We start from the raw sequence: 18249 nt of genomic DNA on the forward strand, positions 1-18249 counted from the left end.
CGCTTAGACGCCGGCTTGCCGCTGCGGCAATAGACCGGCGCAGTCTTCGCGAATGGGGGTGTGGATTTCATGCCAGCGGTCCAGCCGGTTCCATTCATACAGTCCGCGCCCCCGCTGCAGATGCAGATAGACATGTTGATAGCGCGAGCGCGCCAGCATGGCATGGGTGAGCTGGTTTAGCTCCTGGATGGAGATATACAGCAACATGGCGGCGGGCACCGCGCCATGTTCGAAGGTGCCGGCGGCCAACAGCAGATGCAGCTGATGGCCGTGCGGCACCTGGTAGTCTTTGCCTATCTTGGCCTCGATGCGAGAGGCCACGTCCAGCGCGCTGGCCGGGCGGGTGAAAATGGCGCCGATGCCGCCGGCGGCCTGTTGGGCCTGTTGAATCTCTTTCTTGCGGGCATTGCGGCGGGCATGCTCGCCGGCCAGCACCTCGGTCACCTCTATGGCCAGGAAGCGGCCGTCCGACAGGGCGACGCCCACGTCCGGGGCCGGGCATTTCAAGGACCTGACGTCAAGCGGCGCGATGCCTTTCTGCTCGAACAGCCGCCTGACCCACTCCCTTTCCCGGCTCTGTTGCTGAGTTTGCTGATCCATCGGCGCCTACGCGGTTGCAAGTCAGATGCTTCATCTTAGAACATCCGCGCAGCGCATTCGCGCCTGGGCTCAATCGCCCTTGCGCAAGGCCGCCACCGCCTCGGCCGCATCGCGCGGCGCGCTGCCGTATGGGCACAGCAGCGTGCGTAACTCGCGCCGCAGCTTGTCGCCATAGGCAATGCCTTGCCACTGCGGGGCCATGGCCGCGATCCAGTCATGATGGATGCTGTCGCCAAAGCCATAGGCTTTGTATTGATTGTTCTTGCACTGGATGCCTTCCACGCTGAGGTTTTCCACCTTGCCGCTAAGCACTTTGCTGATATAACGCACCACGCCGTCCTGGCCCACGCTGAGCGTCTTGGCGTCGATGAAGAAGCGGTTGCTTTGCAGCCAGTCCGGCTTGACCTCGATCCAGTCGGCCGCCTGCGGGTAGGCGGGCAAGGCGTAGGCCTGCTCTTCCCACGGCTTGTCGGTGTCCACGGCGTAATTGTCGTTCTTGATCAGCTTGCCTTCGGCATGGGCGGTCAGGCTCAGGCACAGCGCCAGCAGCGCGGGCAGGGTCAGGCGGTGTTTCAAGGGAGTGCTCCGGATCAGCGCGCCGTGCCGGCGCGCAAGTTGAAATGACGGCGGCCGGTTTCGCGGCCGGCCAGGCCCCAGCTCAGCTCGGAAAAGCCGATGTCGCCGCGGCTGCTCACCGTCAGCAGCATGGAGCTGCGGGTGCCGTAGTCGCGGCCCTGGATGAAGATGGGCGACAAGACCTTTTCCAAGGCCAGGCCGATGCGGGTATTGGGCAGCTCGCCCGGGCCGGCCGGCGTCGGGTCGGCCAGCGCGGCGTAGGCCTGGTCCTCGGTCGGCACGCGGCCAAACTCGGTCAGATGGGCCGCCAGCCGGCGGCTCTTGAACCACGGCGTGTCCAGCGTGGCGTTGGACAGGGTATGGAGGCCCGGCGTGACGCGGGCGATCTGGCGGCCGGGGCTGTGGAAGAAGAACAGGTCCGAGGTGCTGCCGAACAAGAGATTGAACGGCGCGTAGCGATGGCTTTCGGCGCGCAGCCAGTCGGCGAAGGCGAATGGGTCCTCGTCGCCGCCGACGAAGCGCTGCACCAGCTCGCCGCGCGAGCGCTCGGCCTTGGCCGGAAAGCCGTCGCGGAAATTGGTGATCGCGGCGATGCGGTTGCGGCCGTCCACCATCAGCCAGCTGCCGCCGGATTGCAGGTCGCGGCCGCCCAGGGCATGGGGGTATTCCGGCCACCAGTCCAGCGGCGCGGCGGGGCGGGCGTAGTATTCGTCGCGGTTGGCCAGCAGGACCAGCTGGCCCATGCCCGGCATTTTGTAAGCGAAGGCGATGATGCACATGATACGGACCGATTTGGGCAAGGCTTGACGTCTGGCGTAAACTATACGGCTACGGCTTGCCGCGCATCGCGGCCGCGCCAGGTTTTCCCCATTGTAACCCGATATGGCTGAGGACACCGGTCCATGACACCCGACAAACACATCGACCTTTCCGGCCTGAATTGCCCGTTGCCGATACTGCGCGCCAAGAAGGCGCTGGCGGACATGGAAAGCGGCGCCGTGCTGGAAGTGATCGCCACCGATCCGGGCGCGCCCAAGGACTTCGAGGCGTTTTGCCGCCAGACCGGCAATGGGCTGGTCGAGTCCACGACTACCGATGAAGGCAAGTTCCGCATGGTGCTGCGCCGCAAATGACCGCCCAGGCGACGGAGACCCCGTCGCCATTGTTTTATCCCACTTTTAGATCGAAGCCATCCGCCATGCAGACACTCACCCTGATCCGCCCCGACGATTGGCACCTGCACCTGCGCGACGACGCCGCGCTGGCCGCCGTGCTGCCCGATACCTGCCGCCAGATGGGCCGCGCCATCGTGATGCCCAATCTGAAGCCGCCGGTCACCACCGTCGAAGCCGCCGCCGCCTACCGCGAGCGCATCCTGGCCGCGCGTCCGGCCGGCAGCGCCTTCGAGCCGCTGATGACGCTGTATCTGACCGACAAGACCAGCGCGGAAGAAATCCGCAAGGCCAAGGCCTGCGGCTTCGTGCATGGCGTCAAGCTGTATCCGGCCGGGGCCACCACCAATTCCGACCACGGCGTCACCGACATCGCCCACGCCATGCCCGCGCTGCAGGCGATGGCGGAAGCGGGCATGCCGCTGTTGGTGCACGGCGAAGTGACCGACGCCGACATCGACGTGTTCGACCGCGAGGCGGCGTTCATCGAACGGGTGATGAAGCCGCTGCTGGCCCAGCTGCCGAATCTGAAAGTGGTGTTCGAGCACATCACCACCCGCGAGGCGGCCGAGTTCGTCGCCGCCGCGCCGGCCAATGTCGCCGCCACCATCACCGCCCACCATCTGCTGATGAACCGCAACGCGCTGTTCGTCGGCGGCATCCGTCCGCATCATTACTGTCTGCCGGTGCTCAAGCGCGAGCTGCACCGCCAGGCCCTGGTCAAGGCGGCCACCTCCGGCTCGGCCAAATTCTTCCTCGGCACCGACAGCGCGCCGCACGCCAAGGGCGCCAAGGAGGCCGCCTGCGGTTGCGCCGGCATGTATACCGCCAACGCCGCGATCGAGCTGTATGCCGAGGCCTTCGAGGCCGCCTGCGCGCTGGACAAGCTGGAAGCCTTCGCCAGCCTGAATGGCCCGGCCTTCTACGGCTTGCCGGCCAATGGCGACCGCATCACCCTGCGCAAGGAAAGCTGGACCGTGCCGGCCGAGCTGCCTTACCCGGGCGACAGCCTGGTGCCGCTGCGCGCGGGCGAGAGCGTGGCATGGCGCCTGCAAGGATAAAAAACCACGCTGCATTGAGAAAATTTAATGCCAAAGCCGCTTTTTAGCGGCTTTTTTCATTTCACTCGAAGTTGCTGAGGAAATGCTTTCCATTGAGCTTTCAACTGAATTAGCATATGGCGATTCAGTGGGGGCGTTCAGTGGCTGCCATCCGCTGCCATCATGAGTCCTGGTGATCGCCGTCAGTAGTATTTTGCATGCAGAAATGCAATGAGTATAAATTGCGCCGCCGCGTCAAGCCATTGATTTGCACGGACAGTCCATTGTCGGAGAAACTTTGCATGTTGAGGAAAATGAATGGAATATTGCGTGATCGGGGGCTTGAAGTATTCAAAAACCTCGGCGCATAATCAGCCACCCACTCTGGATACAATCGAGTGAAAAAAATTTGCCGGCCCGTCAAGCGCGAGTCGAGACAGAACAAGGAGAGTAGAAGATGACGAACCCCAAATCGCTGAAGGTGATTGCCGGCGCCGTGGCGCTGGCGCTGGCTTCCGGTGCCGCCCTGGCCGCCCACGTTCCCGCCGGCGTCAAACTGGCCGCCAAGCAGGAGCTGACCCGCAACACCGGCTCTGAACCGGAAACCCTGGACCCGGTCGTGGCTGAATCCGTGCCGGCCAACACCATCACCGCCGACCTGTTCGAAGGCCTGACCCGTCAGGACGCCTACGGCAAGATCGAGCCGGGCGTGGCCGAGAGCTGGAAGCAGACCGATCCGACCACCTGGGTCTTCCACCTGCGCAAGAACGCCAAGTGGTCCGATGGCAGCCCGGTCACCGCCGGCGATTTCGTCTACGGCTGGCAGCGCTTCGTTGACCCGAAGACCGCCTCCCCGTATGCCACCACCTATGGCATCTTCATCGTCAACGGCAAGGAAATCGCCGAAGGCAAGAAGCCGGTCAGCGCTCTGGGCGTGAAGGCTCTCGACAAATACACCCTGGAAGTGAAGACGCCGTATCCGGTGCTGTTCATGCCCTCGCTGGTGACCAATACCCAGCTGGCGCCGCTGCCCAAGGCCACCATCGACAAGTATGGCAAGGACTGGGTGAAGCCGGGCAAGATGGTCAGCAACGGCGCCTTCGAACTGAAGGACTGGCAAGTCAACAGCAAGGTCGTTGCGGTGAAGAACCCCGACTACTGGGACGCCAAGAACGTTCAGCTGACCAAGATCACCTATCTGCCGATCGAAGACACCAACGCCGACATCAAACTGTATGAGTCCGGCCAGAACGACTTCGTGCAGCAGCTGCCCCCGGGCACCTACGAGATGTACAAGGCCAAGTATCCGAAGGAAATCCGCAACGCCGAATTCCTGGGCCTGCGTTACTACTCCTTCAATAACAAGGACCCGCTGCTGAAGGACGTGCGCGTGCGCAAGGCGCTGTCCATGGTGATCGACCGCGACATCCTGGCCAAGAAGGTCACCGCCGATGGTCAGAACCCGGCCTATAGCGTGATGGTGCACGGCATCTCCGGCGCCGACGCCTCCACTTACGACTGGGTGAAATGGCCGATGGCCAAGCGCGTCGCCGAGGCCAAGAAGCTGCTGGCCGAAGCGGGCGTGAAGCCGGGCACCAAGATCAAGTTCACCTACAACACCAACGACTACCACAAGAAGATGGCCATCTTCGCCGCGTCCGAGTGGAAGTCCAAGCTGGGCCTGAACACCGAGCTGGAAAGCCTGGAGTTCAAGGTGCTGCTGAAGAAGCGTCATGACGGCGACTACCAGATCGCCCGCAACGGCTGGAACGCCGACTACAACGACGCCACCACCTTCCTGGCGCTGGTGCAGTGCAATAACGATCAAAACGACAACGGCAACTGCAATCCGAAGGCCGAAGAGCTGATCAAGCAAGGCAACCAGACCACGGATGCCGGCAAGCGCAAGCAGCTGTTCACCCAGGCCGTGAAGATGATCATGGACGACTACCCGATGCTGCCGCTGCTGCAATACACCGCGCCGCGTCTGGTGAAGTCCTACGTCGGCGGCTACGGCAAGAGCCCGATGGACCGCTATCAAGGCAAGGATCTGTACATCATCGCCCACTAAGCCTGATGCGCAGGGCCGGCGTTCGCGCCGGCATGAACGAGAGCCGGATGTCCGCTTGGCGGCCATCCGGCTTGCGATGTAGATCGGCGGCCAAGGCGCGTGCCCGCGCGGCCGCGTCTTGTGCCGACCATCGGAGTTTGCTATGTGGTCTTATACTTTCCGTCGCATCCTGGCGACGATTCCCACCCTGCTGGCGGTGATCACCGTCTGCTACCTGTTGCTGCACATGACGCCGGGCGGCCCGTTCGATACCGAACGCAAGGTGTCCGAGGCGGTGTTGGCCAATCTGCAGGCCAAGTATCACCTCGACATGCCCCTGTGGAAGCAGTACCTCTATTACCTGAACAGCCTGCTGCACGGCGACCTGGGCGCGTCGTTCCGTTACGCGGACTGGAGCGTCAATGACCTGGTGAGCAAGGCTCTGCCGGTTTCCGCCACCATAGGCGGCGGCGCCATCCTGATTTCGCTGGTCATCGGCGTCGCGCTCGGCACTATCGCCGCGCTGCGCCAGAACAGCATGGTCGACTACCTGGTGATGCTGTTCGGCAACGTCGGCGGCGCCTTCCCCTCCTTCGTGCTGGGGCCGGTGCTGGTGATGATCTTCGCCATCTGGCTGCCGTGGATGCCGGCCGGCGGTTGGGACAGCTTCAAGCTGAAATTCATGATTCTGCCGATTTCGCTGCTGGTGTTCATCAACGTGTCCACCATAGGCCGCGTGATGCGCGGCAGCCTGATCGAAGTGCTGAACAGCAACTTCATCCGCACCGCGCGCGCCAAGGGCCTGCCGCTGCGCGTGATCGTGCTGCGCCACGCGCTGAAGCCGGCGTTGATGCCGGTGGTGTCGGTGATCGGTCCGCTGGCCATTTCGTCCATCACCTCCGCCGTGGTCACCGAGACCGTGTTCAACCTGCCGGGCCTCGGCAAGCTGATCGTCAACGGCGCGTCCAACCGCGACTACACGCTGGTGTTGGGCCTGGTGGTGCTGGTGACGGTGATCACCGTGGTGTTCAACCTCCTCGTCGACCTGGCCTACGCCTTGCTCGATCCGAAGATCCGCTACTGAGGGGGCGCGGGAAAATGATAAAGAGCAAACAAGCCGCCGCCGTGGCGGCAGTGGAGACGGGCCTGAACGAAGCCACGATGGAAGGCCGCAGCCTGTGGCGCGACGCCCGCGTCCGCTTCTTCCGCAACAAGGCCGCCGTGGTCAGCCTGGTGCTGCTGACCCTGATCACCTTGGCCTGTATTTTCGGGCCCATGCTGCTGTCCAACGGCTATGCCGACACCGATTGGGACGCCATGAGCGAAGCGCCGACGCTGCATAATATGCACTTGTTCGGCACCGACGCGCTGGGCCGCGACCTGCTGGTGCGCTGCCTGATGGGCGGCCGCATCTCGCTGATGGTCGGCGCGCTGGCCACCATCGCCTCGGTGATCCTCGGCATCGTCTGGGGCGCCACCGCCGGCTTCCTGGGCGGCAAGGTCGATTCGCTGATGATGCGCATCGTGGACATGATGTACGCCGTGCCCTACCTGCTGATCGCCATCCTGATGGTGACGCTGCTGGGCCGCGACTTCTACCTGGTGGTGCTGACCATCACCGTGTTCTCGTGGATGGACATGGCGCGCGTGGTGCGCGGCCAGACCCTGGCGATCAAGTCCAAGGAATATGTGGAGGCGGCGCATGCGATTGGCGTGTCCACCCCCACCATCATCTTCCGCCACATCGTGCCCAATCTGCTGGGCATCGTGGTGATCTACACCACGGTGACGGTGCCGGGCGTGATCCTGACCGAATCCGTGCTGTCCTTCCTGGGCCTGGGCGTGCAAGAGCCGATGACCAGCTGGGGCGTGCTGATCCAGGACGGCGCCGGCGTGATGGACACCACGCCGTGGATTCTGCTGTTCCCGGCCGGCATGCTGTCCCTGACGCTTTATTGCGCCAACTACATCGGCGACGGCCTGCGCGACGCGCTGGACCCGAAAGACCGCTGACCCCAGGATAGACGAGGCAAGACATGAGCATTTTGAAAGTCAATAATCTCGGGGTTCAATTCCAGACCAACGACGGCGTGGTCAACGCCGTCAACGGCGTGAGCTTCGAACTGAACCCGGGCCAGACCCTGGGCATCGTCGGCGAGTCCGGCTCCGGCAAGAGCCAGACCATGCTGGCGCTGATGGGCCTTCTGGCCAAGAACGGCAAGGCCACGGGCGAAGCGCTGTTCCACGGCCAAAACCTGCTGGCGCTGCCGACGGCCGAGCTGAACAAGATCCGCGGCGACCGCGTGTCCATGATTTTCCAGGACCCGATGACCTCGCTGAACCCGTATCTGACGGTGGAGCGGCAGATGACCGAAGTGCTGGAGCAGCACAAGGGCATGAGCCGCCGCGACGCGAAAAAGCGCGCGATCGAGCTGCTGGACGCGGTGCGCATCCCCGAGGCGGCGCGCCGCATCAATATGTATCCGCACGAGTTTTCCGGCGGCATGCGCCAGCGGGTGATGATCGCCATGGCCCTGTTGTGCGAGCCGGAGCTGCTGATCGCCGACGAACCCACCACCGCGCTGGACGTGACGGTGCAGGCGCAGATCCTGACCCTGCTGAAGGAGCTGCAGCGCGATTTCGGCACCGCCATCATCATGATCACCCACGACCTGGGCGTGGTGGCCGGCCTGTGCGAAAACGTGCTGGTGATGTACGGCGGCCGGGCGATGGAATACGGCCAGGCGGACAACATCTTCTATCATCCGAGCCATCCCTACACCATCGGCCTGCTGGGCGCCCTGCCGCGCCTGGACCACGACGGTTCCGAGCTGGTCAGCATCCCGGGCAATCCGCCGAACATGGCGCACATGCCCAAGGGCTGTCCGTTCAGCGAGCGCTGCGCCCATGCCAGCGCCCGCTGCGCCGCCGAGCTGCCGCATCTGGCGAGCAGCACGCTCAATCCGCAGATTCTGCGCGCCTGCCACAAACCGGCGGAAGAACTGGTACAAGCCGCCGCGGAGGTGACTCATGGCTGAGAACAAGCAAGCGCTGCTGTCGGTGCGCAACGTCAAGGTGCACTTCCAGGTCAAGGGCGGCGACGCCTGGCCGTGGAGCCCCAAGAAAACGCTGAAGGCGGTGGACGGCGTCAGCTTCGACCTCTACCCCGGCGAAACGCTGGGCGTGGTGGGCGAATCCGGCTGCGGCAAGTCCACCTTGTCCCGCGCCATCCTGAACCTGATCCCGGCCACCGCCGGCGAGATCGTGTGGATGGGCAAGGACCTGCGCAAAGGCAGCGCCAAGGATTGGCTGAACGTGCGCAAGGACATCCAGATGATCTTCCAGGATCCGCTGGCGTCCTTGAACCCGCGCATGACCATCGCCCAGATCATCGGCGAGCCGCTGCGCGTGCACAAGCCGGAGCTGTCCTCGGAAGAGGTGATGAAGCGCGTCAAGGCGATCATGAAGCGCGTCGGCCTGCGCGAGCAGATGATCAACCGCTATCCGCACGAATTCTCCGGCGGCCAGTGCCAGCGCATCGGCATCGCCCGCGCGCTGATCCTGGAACCCAAGCTGATCATCTGCGATGAGCCGGTGTCGGCGCTGGACGTGTCCATCCAGGCGCAGATCATCAACCTCTTGAAGGAGCTGCAGCGCGAGATGGGCCTGGCGCTGATCTTCATCGCGCACGACCTGGCCGTGGTGAAGCACATCTCCGACCGCATCCTGGTGATGTATCTGGGCCGCGAGATGGAGTTGGCGCAGAAGCACGCGCTGTACGACGTGCCTTCGCACCCGTATACGCGCGCTCTGCTGTCGGCTATCCCCATCCCGGATCCGAAGCTGGAAAAGAACAAGGTGATCCAGATCCTGCAAGGCGATCTGCCCAGCCCGATCAACCCGCCGTCCGGCTGCGTGTTCCGCACGCGCTGTCCGCTGGCGGAGGCCCGCTGCGCCGAGGAGGCGCCCAAGCTGCGCCGCCTCAGCCAGGAGACGCAGTCCTCCTGCTTGCTTGCCTGATTTGTCTTCAGTCAACCGCCGCCGTCAGGCGGCGTTTTTCATAGCAGGCTGTTATATGCTGAAGTATCCCCCAAGGAGAGCTAACAATGAGCAACCACACGGCAGTCGCGCTGGCCAGCACCTTCCGCACCACGCAATGGCAGGAGCAGGTCATGCAACAGACGGAGGGCGGCAGTGAACTGAAGCGCGCCAGCATCGTCAATGAACTGAGCGGGCCGCTGCAAGGCGAAGGCCGGCTGGAGTACCAGCTGATGTATCCGGTCAAGGAAGGCGGCGACGTGGTCTTCACCGGCTTCGAGCAAGTGGTGGCGAGCTGGGGCGATCTGCAGGGCAGCTTCGTGCTGCGCCATGATGGCGTGTACTCCCAGGTATCCGGCGCCAATGGCAGCCTGACGGTGGTGCCGGGCAGCGGCAGCGGGGATTTCATCTCGCTGCGCGGCGAGGGACAGCTCGTGGCCAATGCCGGCGAACATGGCGGAGAATATAGGCTGACGCTGAAACTGTTGTGATTTCCCCGCGCTTGAGCGGCGAATGCGGGGCGATTTGTCGCCAAGCTTCGCGAACCGCTTTGCGTTAGGCCGTCAAATGGTTATTCTCAAGACCTTTCCGATTGTGACGGTCGCGTCGGACGGGAAAGCGCGGCGCGTCTTTCTGCTTCGCCGCATCCGTTCCGAAACGCCGCCAGCCCGTGCTGGCGGTTTCTGTTTTTCAGGGATAAAGAATGCCACACGAACAACAAGAATTCACAGTGCGGCTGCAGTGGGGACAAGAGGCGGCGCGAGCGTTGAGCCCGCAGGCGGACAGCTGCGTCGTCATTGATGTGCTGTCTTTCAGCACCTGCGTCGATGTGGCCTGCGGCAACGGCGCGGTGGTGCTGCCTTACCGGCTCAAGGACGACGGCGCGCAGGACTACGCGGATAGCCATCAGGCGCTGCTGGCAGGTAAGCGCAGCCGCATCCGGCCCTCCTTGTCGCCCACTTCGCTGCAGCGGCTGGCCTTTGGCAGCCGGCTGGTGTTGCCTTCGCCCAATGGCGCGGCGGTCAGCCTGGCCAGCGCGTCGGCCCAGACCATCGCCGGCTGCCTGCGCAATGCCGCCGCCGTCGCCAGCCATCTGAAAGCCCTGGGCGGATCGGTGCTGCTGATCGCGGCCGGCGAGCTGGACGCAGACGGCCAACTGCGCTTTGCCTATGAAGACTTCCTGGGCGCCGGCGCCATCATTCATGGGCTGACCGGGAGCAAATCGCCGGAGGCGCTGGCCGCGGAAGCGGCTTTTGTGTTGGCCTGCAACGATATCGAGCAGCAATTGGGCCATAGCTTGTCGGCCTGCGAGCTGACCGAGCGCGGTTTTCCGGAAGACATCACGCTGGCGGCCCAGCTGAACGTCAGCCGCTGCGTGCCTGTGCTGCGCAACGGCGAATATCGCCCGGCCTGACGCCGGCGTATCCGGTTATCATGAGGCAGGCCGCCTATTCAGGGCGGCACTTGGAGAGCCCTATGCTGCCCGCCAAAATGATCACCACCGCCTTTGACTTGCCCGGCTACCGCATCACCGCCAACCTGGGCGTGGTGCGCGGCATCACCGTGCGCTCGCGCTCCATCGTCGGCAATTTCTTCGGCGGCCTGCAGTCGCTGTTCGGCGGCAATATCACCATCTATACCAGCCTGTGCGAGCAGGCGCGTTCGGAAACCTATGCCCTGATGTGCGATCACGCGGCGGCGCTGGGCGCCAACGCCGTGGTCGGCATGCGCTACGACGCCACCGACGTGATGGCCGGCTTGACCGAGGTGCTGTGTTACGGCACGGCGGTGCGGGTGGAGCCGCTGTAGTTCGCATTGCCAATGCTTTTGGCATGATGGAGAATGGCCGTTTTCTTCGGCTTTTCCACATCGTCATGTCCGCCATTCGCGTTGTCTCACAGGCGCTGGTGTGCGCGCTCCTGGTTTGGAGCGCCGAGGCCGCCGCCCTGGATTGGAACCCGCTTTGGGATTTCAATCGCCCCGCACTCAGCGAGCAGCGCTTCCGCGCCGCCCAGGCGACGGCCGGGCCCGACGACTTCCTGATCTTGCAAACCCAGATCGCGCGCAGCTATGGCTTGCGCCAAGACTTCAAGCAAACGCGCGCGCTGCTCTCCGCCATTCAACCGCGCCTGGCCGGCGCCAGCCTGGAGGCGCAGGCGCGTTATTGGCTGGAATGGGGCCGCAGCTGGGTATCCGCCACCCATCCTCAGGACCAGCTGACAGACGACGCGCGGCGGCAGGCGCGCGCCGCCTATCTGCAGGCGGACGGGCTGGCGCGGCGTGGCGGGCTGGACGCGCTGTCGATAGACTCCTTGCACATGCTGGCGCTGGTGGAGACCGATACGCCGGCGCAATTGCGCTGGAACCGCGAGGCCTTGCGGCTGGCCGAAACCTCCAGCCAGCCGGCCGCTCAAAAATGGCGGGCCAGCCTGCGCAACAACATCGGCTATGTGCTGTATCAGCAGGGCGATTACCCCCAGGCCTTGGACGAGTTCCAGCAGGCGCTCGCCCTGCGCCGGCAGGGCCGCGATGCCGCCGCCACCCGCGTGGCATGGTGGATGGTGGCCTGGACCTTGCATGCCATGAAACGGCAGGACGAGGCCCTGGCCATACAGCTGCGCCTGGAAAAGGAAAACGCCGCGGCGGGCGATCCGGATCCCGACGTCTTCGACGAGCTGGCCAAGCTGTATCGCGAGCGCGGCGACGGCACGCTGGCCGACCATTATGCAACGCTGCGCCGGCAGGCGGGGGCGTCGCAATGAGCATGGGCGCCGCGCTCATGATGGATGAAGGAGAGGCTATGGACTTGCAATTGCGGGGCAAGCGCATCGTGGTGACCGGCGGCTCGGCCGGCATAGGCGCGGCCATCGTCAAAACGCTGGCGGAGGAAGGCGCGGAAGTGTTCTGTTGCGCGCGTGATGGCGCGCGGTTGGACGCCTTCCTCAGCGCGCTGCCTTGCGAGTGGCGGGTGCGCGGCCGCGCGCTGGACGCGCGGGATAGGCCGGCCCTGCAGGCCTGGTTGCGGGACATCGGCGCTTTTGACGGCCTGGTGGCCAATGTCAGCGCGCTCAGCGGCGGCTGGCGGGAGTCCATCGCCACCGATATGGAGGCCACCCTGGCGCTGATGGAGGAGGCGGAGCCGTATCTGCTGCGCGCCTCCAGCGCTGCCATTTGTTATATCGGCTCGGTGTCGGCGTCCTTGCCCATGCCGCAGGCCGAGGGCTATGGCGCGGCCAAGGCGGCGATGGCGCATTACATGAAAAGCCTGTCCTGCCGGCTGTTGCCCGCGGTGCGAGTGAACACCGTCTCGCCTGGCGCCACCGAGTTTCCCGGCGGCCTGTGGGACAAGTTGAAACACGATGCGCCCGATGAGTATCAGAGGCGGCTGGCCGAATATCCGCTGGGCCGCTTCGCCGCGCCGGAGGAAGTGGCGCGTGTGGCGGCCTTCCTGCTCAGTCCGGCCGCCAGCTTCGTTTCCGGCGCCAACTGGTATGTGGACGGCGGCTCCAGCCCGCTGGTGCAATTTTGATGGTTCGACAGCCCAAGATGAAGAAACGACTCCTGCAGGCCCTCTGCCTGTCCGCGCTGCTGTTGCCCGGCCTGGCCTATTACGCGGCCGACAGCGACGCGCTGTGGCGCATCGTCGGCGAGCAATGCGTGCCGGACCAGCAGGCCAAGGGGCAGCCGGCGCCTTGCGCCGAAGTGAAGCTGCCGCAAGGCGTGGCGGTGCTGAAGGACATCCACGGCGCGCTGCAATACCTGCTGATCCCCACCAGCCGCGTCAGCGGCATCGAAAGCCCCTTGCTGCTGCGCGCCGACGCGCCGGCCTATTGGCGCGAGGCCTGGCTGGCGCGCAGCTTCATGGACGCCAAGCGCGGCGCGCCCTTGCCGCGGCGCGCGGTGTCGTTGGCCATCAATTCGCCATACGGGCGCACGCAGAACCAGCTGCACATTCATATTTCCTGCGTGGACCGCACGGTGCGGCAGCAAGTGGACGATGTGGACGACAGCCTGGGAACGGCCTGGCGGCAGCTGCCGGTGGAGCTGAAGGGCCACGCCTACTGGGCGCGCCGCGTCGATGCCGACGCCGACGGCAATCCGGCCGCCGATCCGTTCCGCCTGCTGGCCGACGGCTTGCCCGGCGCGCGCGAGGAAATGGACCGCTACGGCCTGGCATTGCTGCCGGCGAGCTTCACGGATGGAGACGGCTTCGTCCTGCTGGCCACCCGCGCCGACATCCTGACGGCCAACCGGGCCTCGGCCGAGGAGCTGCAGGACCACGATTGCAGGATTCTGCAGCCATGAGCGCCAACAAGGCTTGCCCGCTGCTGCTGCAAGACGGCAAACTGCTTTGGTTCCGCCATCCCTTGGCCGGCTGCCAGCTGGTCAAAGGCACGATAGAGCCGGGGGAGGGCGCGGCGGAGGCAGCCTTGCGCGAATTATCGGAAGAGGCCGGCATCCGCCATGCCCGCGCGACGCGCGATCTGGGCGAATGGGCGTCCGGCTACCAGGGTCAGCGTTGGTCCTTCACTTTGTGCGAGGTCGACGCGCTTTTGCCCCAGGCCTGGACGCATTTTTGCGCCGACGACGGCGGGCTGCAGCTGAATTTCTTCTGGCATCCTCTGACGGCGGCCGCGCCGGCGGACAGCCATCCGCTGTATCATCGCGCCCTGGCCGAGGCGCGGCGCAGGCTGGCGGATGTTCCGCCGCCGCTAGCGCCGGGCGAGAAGGAGCGGATATGAAGCAGAGTCTGGCGCTGGTGTCGCTGGTGGTGGCCGATTACGACGAGGCCATCGCGTTTTTCGTCGGCAAGCTGGGGTTCGAATTGACCGAGGACAGCTACCAGGCCGAGCAGGACAAGCGCTGGGTGGTGGTGACGCCGCCGGGCTCGGCCGCCAGCCTGCTGCTGGCCCGGGCCAGCAGCGAGGTCCAGCGCGCGGCCATAGGCAATCAGGCCGGCGGCCGGGTGTGGCTGTTTTTGAATACCGATGATTTCTGGCGCGACTACGAGCGCTACCGCGCGGCCGGCGTGGAGTTCACCCGCCCGCCGCTGGAGCAGGACTACGGCACGGTGGCGGTGTTCCGCGACCTGTGCGGCAATCAGTGGGATTTGATTCAGCGTAAGGGCTGAGCGCTTGCTTGAGAGTTTGCGAGTGTTGAATCCGCTGCGCGGATAGGGTCCCCAAAGATTGCGGATAGGCGTTGCAGCCGACTTATTTCTTGCCCTTCGCCAAATCCGTCAGCACCCGCGACGCGGCGAACAGGCCGAAGCTGGCCGTCACCACCATGCCGGCGCCGAAGCCGGCGCAGGACAAGCCCTGCGGCCCGCGCGCCTCGCCGGCGTCGCAGGCCTGGGCCTGCGGGTAGACCAGTTGCTCCGTCGAATAGACGCAGGGCACGCCCATTTTCTTGCCGTCGCGGGCAAAGCCGTGATGGCGGCGCAGGTTGTAGCGCAGCTTGGACAACAGCGGGTCCTGGGTCACTTCGGACAGGTCCGCCAGCTTGATTTGGCTCGGGTCCATCTGGCCGCCGGCGCCGCCGGACACGATGAAGCGCTGGCGCTTGCGGGCGCACCAGGCCGCCATCGCCGTCTTCACCTTCAGGCTGTCTATGCAGTCCACGATGTAGTCGTAGCTCTGGCCCAGCATGGCGTCCATATTCTCTTCGGTGACGAAGTCTTCTATCTCCACCACCTCGCAGGCCGGGTTGATCGCTTTCACGCGCGCCGCCAGCGCCGTCACCTTGGCCATGCCGTACAGCGGGTCCAGCGCCGGCAGCTGGCGGTTGGTGTTGGACTCGGCCACATTGTCCAGGTCTATCAGCGTGAGCTTGCCGATGGCGCTGCGCGCCAGCGCCTCCACCACCCAAGAGCCGACGCCGCCCACGCCCACCACGCAGACATGGGCGCGGCGGAAGCGCGAGAGCGCGTCGTCGCCGTAGAGGCGGGCAATGCCGCCGAAGCGGCGGTCTAGATCGGCAGTGTGGTCCATCGGGTCTTACCTGGGCGCGGAAAAAAACGGCCAAGGATAACCAAGCTGCCGCCGCCATGCCAGCCCCCTTGTCGTTTCCGGGCGGCGCTGTGGCGTTTCTGGCCGGCGTGAAGATTTTTTTACAATCCAAGGTCTTGATTGATTGGAACCTTTTTCGATTGGCCGTATCTTGATGATTACGCGTCAGGATTTTCCGGCGCGTGTTGCGGGACCGGCAAGAATGGCGTTAGGCGATTCCTCTGCCGGCCAACTCTCAGTTCTAGGGAGATGTCCGATGAAGCAGCAAAGATTCGATATTGATTTGGACAAGCACTACAACGCCACCGTGGTGATCGCCTGCGAGGAGTGCGGGCGCGAGACCCGGATGCATCTGAAGACCCTGCTACCCGATCATGCCTTGCGCTGCGCTTGCGGCGCGGACATCTCGATGGGCGGGCCCGACATCCAGAAAGCTGAACGCCAGGCCGACGCCATCCGCCAATCCTATCGCATCCATTAAGCGCTTTTTGCTGACAATCCGTTGATTCTCCCGCCGGTTCGGCCGGCTCATCCAGGTTCCCCACCTGCGCGCGCGAGCGCAAGCGAAAACGGCGGCCCCAGCGGCCGCCGTCGGTTTTTCAGCGCGCCAGCTGCGCGTCGTAATCGCGGAAGCCTTCCTCCACCGCCGGGATGATGTCGACGAACTCGAAATAGGGTTCGGTCACCACCTTGCTGTCGCGCAGCGCGTCTATCAGATAGTAGAAAGCCGGCACCGACTCGGTCTCGAACATCGCCACATCGCTGCAGCGCGTGGTGAAGGCCTCGGCGTCGAACCAGCGCATGCGCACCTCGGGATAGCGCGCATAGATGGGCTTCAGCGTATCTTCCTCAAAGCGGCTGCGTTCCGGCCGACTCAGCCGCAGCCAGTTGGGGTGGACGCGCAGCAGCGCGAAGAAAGTCATGGTCTTGGACATGATGGGTTCCAGTAGGGAAAAGGACTGGGCGGGCCGGCTCCGCTCAGCGCTTAATGTAAGGCGGCTTGCGGCGCGCGGAAACTCGTGTTTAGCTTGAGCGATGTCCACGATTCCGCAGCCGCGCAAAGCGCCGCGCCAAGCCCGCTCCCGCCATGCCGTGGCCGCCATCCTGGAGGCGGCGGCTCGCATTCTGGCGCGAGACGGCTATGCCGCGTTCAATACCAACCGCGTCGCCGAGGAGGCCGGCGTCGGCATCGGCTCGCTTTACCAGTACTTTCCCAATAAGCAGGCGCTGGTCGCCGCCCTGCATCGCCGCCATGGCGAAGGGACGCTGGCGACGCTGGATCATGCGCTGGCGGCAAGCGCCGGCCAGCCGCCGCGCGGCAGGCTGGCGGCCATGGTGGACGCCGTGTTGGCGCTGCATAGGCGCGAGCTGGGCCTGCACCGGGTGCTGGAGCGCGAATGGCCGGCCTTCGACGAGCCGCCGGCCAGCAATCCCTTGGACGCCGCGCTGCGCGCGCGGATAGCGGGCTGGCTGGCCGAATCCGGCCTGGACCCGGCCAAAGCCGGCACGCTGCTGCGCATGGCGGACAGCCTGACGCATGGCCTGCTGCTGGACGGCGAGCCGGAGGCCGAGCCGCTGGAACACACGATTACCGACGCGCTGGCAGGCTTCCTGGGCCTGCCGGCGCGGCAAGCCACTTAAGGAGAAGCCAGACATGCAGCGGATAGACCTGCGCAGCGACACCGTGACCCAACCGACCCCGGCCATGCGCCAGGCCATGTTCGACGCCCCGCTGGGCGACGATTGCTACGGCGACGACCCCACCGTGCTGAAGCTGGAAGCGCTGGCCGCCGACACGCTGGGCAAGGAGGCCGCGCTGTTCGTGCCCAGCGGCACCTTCGGCAACCAGCTGGCCCTGTTCACCCACTGCCGCCGCGGCGACGAGGTGATCGTCGAGGACAACAGCCACATCGTCTGGCACGAGGCCGGCGCGGCGGCGGTGATCGCCGGCGCCCATCTGCGCACCATCGAAGGCGTCAACGGCCTGATGGCGGTGGAACAGATCGAGCGCCGCATTCGCGTCGGCGACGACATCCACGAACCGCGCACCGGCCTGATCTGCCTGGAAAACGCCCACAGCAACGGCCGCGTCTTGCCGCTGGCCGCCATGGCCGACACCGCCGCGCTGGCGCGCGAATACGGCGTGCCGGTGCATCTGGACGGCGCGCGCGTGTTCAACGCCGCCGCCAGCCTGGGCTGCGACGTGCGAGAAGTGGTCCACCACGTGGACAGCGTGATGTTCTGCCTGTCCAAGGGACTGGCCGCGCCGGTGGGCTCCATGCTGGCCGGGCGCAAGGATTTCATCGAACAGGCGCGCCGCAAGCGCAAGCTGATGGGCGGCGGCCTGCGCCAGGCCGGCGTGCTGGCCGCGCCGGGCATTCTGGCGCTGACCGAGATGGCGCCGCGCCTGCATGAAGACCACGCCAACGCCCGCTATCTGGCCGAAGGCCTGGCCAAGCTGCCCTGCGTGGACATCAACCCGGCCGACACCCACATCAACCTGGTATGGTTCCGCTTCAACGCCGAGATAGACTCTGCCGAACTGATGGCCGCGCTGGAAGAGGCCGGCTTCCTGGCCAATCCGCCGCACATGGGCATGATGCGCCTGGTCACCCATTGGCAGGTCAGCCGCGCCGACATCGACCGCCTGCTGGAGGTGATGCAGCGCGTGCTTTGCGATTGATCGCGCCGCAGCGGCGATAACCGTTAGGCAGGGCAACGGGAGCGGGCCGCATGCGTTTGAAGGGGCTCGCGTTGCAGGCGGC

Annotated in this window: 23 protein-coding genes; 18 read left to right on the plus strand and 5 right to left on the minus strand. The window is 65.1% G+C overall.

Annotated elements, in window-relative coordinates; all coding sequences use genetic code 11:
• Positions 1 to 3 precede the first annotated feature (3 nt).
• The 3 genes from FYK34_RS18610 to FYK34_RS18620 all read right to left on the minus strand — a co-directional run bounded on the left by FYK34_RS18610 (position 4) and on the right by FYK34_RS18620 (position 1955).
• On the minus strand, positions 4 to 600 hold the full coding sequence (locus FYK34_RS18610) for a PDDEXK family nuclease (RefSeq protein ID WP_149299100.1): 597 nt from the start codon (positions 598 to 600) through the stop codon (positions 4 to 6).
• A gap of 69 nt (positions 601 to 669) precedes the next feature.
• On the minus strand, positions 670 to 1176 hold the full coding sequence (locus tag FYK34_RS20590; protein ID WP_168209802.1) for a CNP1-like family protein: 507 nt from the start codon (positions 1174 to 1176) through the stop codon (positions 670 to 672).
• 14 nt (positions 1177 to 1190) lie between these two features.
• Positions 1191 to 1955, minus strand: a complete 765-nt coding sequence (locus FYK34_RS18620) for an NRDE family protein (protein WP_149300082.1) — start codon at positions 1953 to 1955, stop codon at positions 1191 to 1193.
• A 123-nt stretch (positions 1956 to 2078) separates the two neighbouring features.
• Here FYK34_RS18620 and FYK34_RS18625 point away from each other — a divergent pair, with 123 nt between their 5' ends.
• The 15 genes from FYK34_RS18625 (at position 2079) to FYK34_RS18695 (ending at position 14607) form a co-directional block, all read left to right on the plus strand.
• Positions 2079 to 2309 (plus strand): sulfurtransferase TusA family protein, encoded by a 231-nt coding sequence (locus FYK34_RS18625; protein ID WP_149299104.1) that lies wholly within the window; start codon positions 2079 to 2081, stop codon positions 2307 to 2309.
• Between the two features lie 65 nt (positions 2310 to 2374).
• Positions 2375 to 3409 (plus strand): dihydroorotase, encoded by a 1035-nt coding sequence (gene pyrC, locus FYK34_RS18630; RefSeq protein ID WP_149299106.1) that lies wholly within the window; start codon positions 2375 to 2377, stop codon positions 3407 to 3409.
• Positions 3410 to 3845: 436 nt separating this feature from the next.
• Positions 3846 to 5459: a peptide ABC transporter substrate-binding protein gene (locus FYK34_RS18635; protein ID WP_149299108.1), complete on the plus strand. Its 1614-nt coding sequence runs from the start codon at positions 3846 to 3848 to the stop codon at positions 5457 to 5459.
• Between the two features lie 142 nt (positions 5460 to 5601).
• Positions 5602 to 6522, plus strand: coding sequence for an oligopeptide ABC transporter permease OppB (gene oppB / locus FYK34_RS18640; RefSeq protein WP_149299110.1), 921 nt, complete (start codon positions 5602 to 5604; stop codon positions 6520 to 6522).
• Positions 6523 to 6536: 14 nt separating this feature from the next.
• Positions 6537 to 7451 carry an ABC transporter permease subunit gene (locus tag FYK34_RS18645; RefSeq protein WP_149299112.1) on the plus strand — a complete coding sequence of 305 codons (915 nt, stop codon included), beginning with the start codon at positions 6537 to 6539 and terminating at the stop codon, positions 7449 to 7451.
• Positions 7452 to 7474: 23 nt separating this feature from the next.
• Positions 7475 to 8476, plus strand: coding sequence for an oligopeptide/dipeptide ABC transporter ATP-binding protein (locus FYK34_RS18650; protein ID WP_149299114.1), 1002 nt, complete (start codon positions 7475 to 7477; stop codon positions 8474 to 8476).
• Positions 8469 to 9458, plus strand: coding sequence for a murein tripeptide/oligopeptide ABC transporter ATP binding protein OppF (oppF, locus tag FYK34_RS18655; RefSeq protein WP_149299116.1), 990 nt, complete (start codon positions 8469 to 8471; stop codon positions 9456 to 9458). Before FYK34_RS18650 ends, oppF begins: the two co-directional genes overlap by 8 nt.
• An 86-nt stretch (positions 9459 to 9544) precedes the next feature.
• Positions 9545 to 9967 (plus strand): DUF3224 domain-containing protein, encoded by a 423-nt coding sequence (locus FYK34_RS18660; RefSeq protein ID WP_149299118.1) that lies wholly within the window; start codon positions 9545 to 9547, stop codon positions 9965 to 9967.
• Between the two features lie 212 nt (positions 9968 to 10179).
• Positions 10180 to 10890, plus strand: a complete 711-nt coding sequence (locus tag FYK34_RS18665) for a 2-phosphosulfolactate phosphatase (RefSeq protein ID WP_149299119.1) — start codon at positions 10180 to 10182, stop codon at positions 10888 to 10890.
• 62 nt (positions 10891 to 10952) lie between these two features.
• A complete protein-coding gene (locus FYK34_RS18670; RefSeq protein WP_149299120.1) occupies positions 10953 to 11285 on the plus strand; it encodes a YbjQ family protein in 333 nt (110 codons plus the stop codon).
• Positions 11286 to 11350: 65 nt separating this feature from the next.
• Positions 11351 to 12238, plus strand: a complete 888-nt coding sequence (locus FYK34_RS18675; RefSeq protein ID WP_168209804.1) for a tetratricopeptide repeat protein — start codon at positions 11351 to 11353, stop codon at positions 12236 to 12238.
• 38 nt (positions 12239 to 12276) lie between these two features.
• Entirely contained in the window at positions 12277 to 13005 is a 729-nt protein-coding gene (locus FYK34_RS18680) for an SDR family NAD(P)-dependent oxidoreductase (RefSeq protein WP_168209805.1), read from the plus strand.
• A 17-nt stretch (positions 13006 to 13022) separates the two neighbouring features.
• The gene (locus FYK34_RS18685; protein ID WP_149299123.1) at positions 13023 to 13781 is read left to right on the plus strand and encodes a CDP-diacylglycerol diphosphatase; all 759 of its coding nucleotides are present in this window, start codon (positions 13023 to 13025) and stop codon (positions 13779 to 13781) included.
• Positions 13778 to 14218: an NUDIX hydrolase gene (locus tag FYK34_RS18690; RefSeq protein ID WP_149299125.1), complete on the plus strand. Its 441-nt coding sequence runs from the start codon at positions 13778 to 13780 to the stop codon at positions 14216 to 14218. The genes FYK34_RS18685 and FYK34_RS18690 overlap by 4 nt, the downstream gene beginning before the upstream one ends.
• Positions 14215 to 14607 (plus strand): VOC family protein, encoded by a 393-nt coding sequence (locus tag FYK34_RS18695; RefSeq protein ID WP_149299127.1) that lies wholly within the window; start codon positions 14215 to 14217, stop codon positions 14605 to 14607. The genes FYK34_RS18690 and FYK34_RS18695 overlap by 4 nt, the downstream gene beginning before the upstream one ends.
• Before the next feature lie 82 nt (positions 14608 to 14689).
• Here the strand turns inward: FYK34_RS18695 and FYK34_RS18700 are convergent, their stop codons facing one another.
• Positions 14690 to 15466, minus strand: coding sequence for a tRNA threonylcarbamoyladenosine dehydratase (locus FYK34_RS18700; protein ID WP_149299129.1), 777 nt, complete (start codon positions 15464 to 15466; stop codon positions 14690 to 14692).
• 274 nt (positions 15467 to 15740) lie between these two features.
• Between FYK34_RS18700 and FYK34_RS18705 the strand changes: the two genes are divergently transcribed.
• Positions 15741 to 15965 (plus strand): hypothetical protein, encoded by a 225-nt coding sequence (locus FYK34_RS18705; RefSeq protein ID WP_103901636.1) that lies wholly within the window; start codon positions 15741 to 15743, stop codon positions 15963 to 15965.
• A gap of 118 nt (positions 15966 to 16083) precedes the next feature.
• Here FYK34_RS18705 and FYK34_RS18710 read toward each other — a convergent pair whose 3' ends face one another.
• Complete coding sequence (locus FYK34_RS18710) at positions 16084 to 16419, minus strand: darcynin family protein (protein ID WP_149299131.1); 336 nt, start codon at positions 16417 to 16419, stop codon at positions 16084 to 16086.
• 100 nt (positions 16420 to 16519) lie between these two features.
• On the opposite strand from FYK34_RS18710, the gene FYK34_RS18715 reads away from it, so the two are divergent.
• Together FYK34_RS18715 and ltaE are read left to right on the plus strand one after the other, a co-directional pair.
• Positions 16520 to 17125, plus strand: a complete 606-nt coding sequence (locus FYK34_RS18715; RefSeq protein WP_149299133.1) for a TetR/AcrR family transcriptional regulator — start codon at positions 16520 to 16522, stop codon at positions 17123 to 17125.
• A gap of 13 nt (positions 17126 to 17138) precedes the next feature.
• Complete coding sequence (ltaE, locus tag FYK34_RS18720) at positions 17139 to 18167, plus strand: low-specificity L-threonine aldolase (protein WP_149299135.1); 1029 nt, start codon at positions 17139 to 17141, stop codon at positions 18165 to 18167.
• Positions 18168 to 18249 lie beyond the last annotated feature (82 nt).

This window comes from Chromobacterium paludis, assembly GCF_008275125.1.
Taxonomy (GTDB): domain Bacteria; phylum Pseudomonadota; class Gammaproteobacteria; order Burkholderiales; family Chromobacteriaceae; genus Chromobacterium; species Chromobacterium paludis.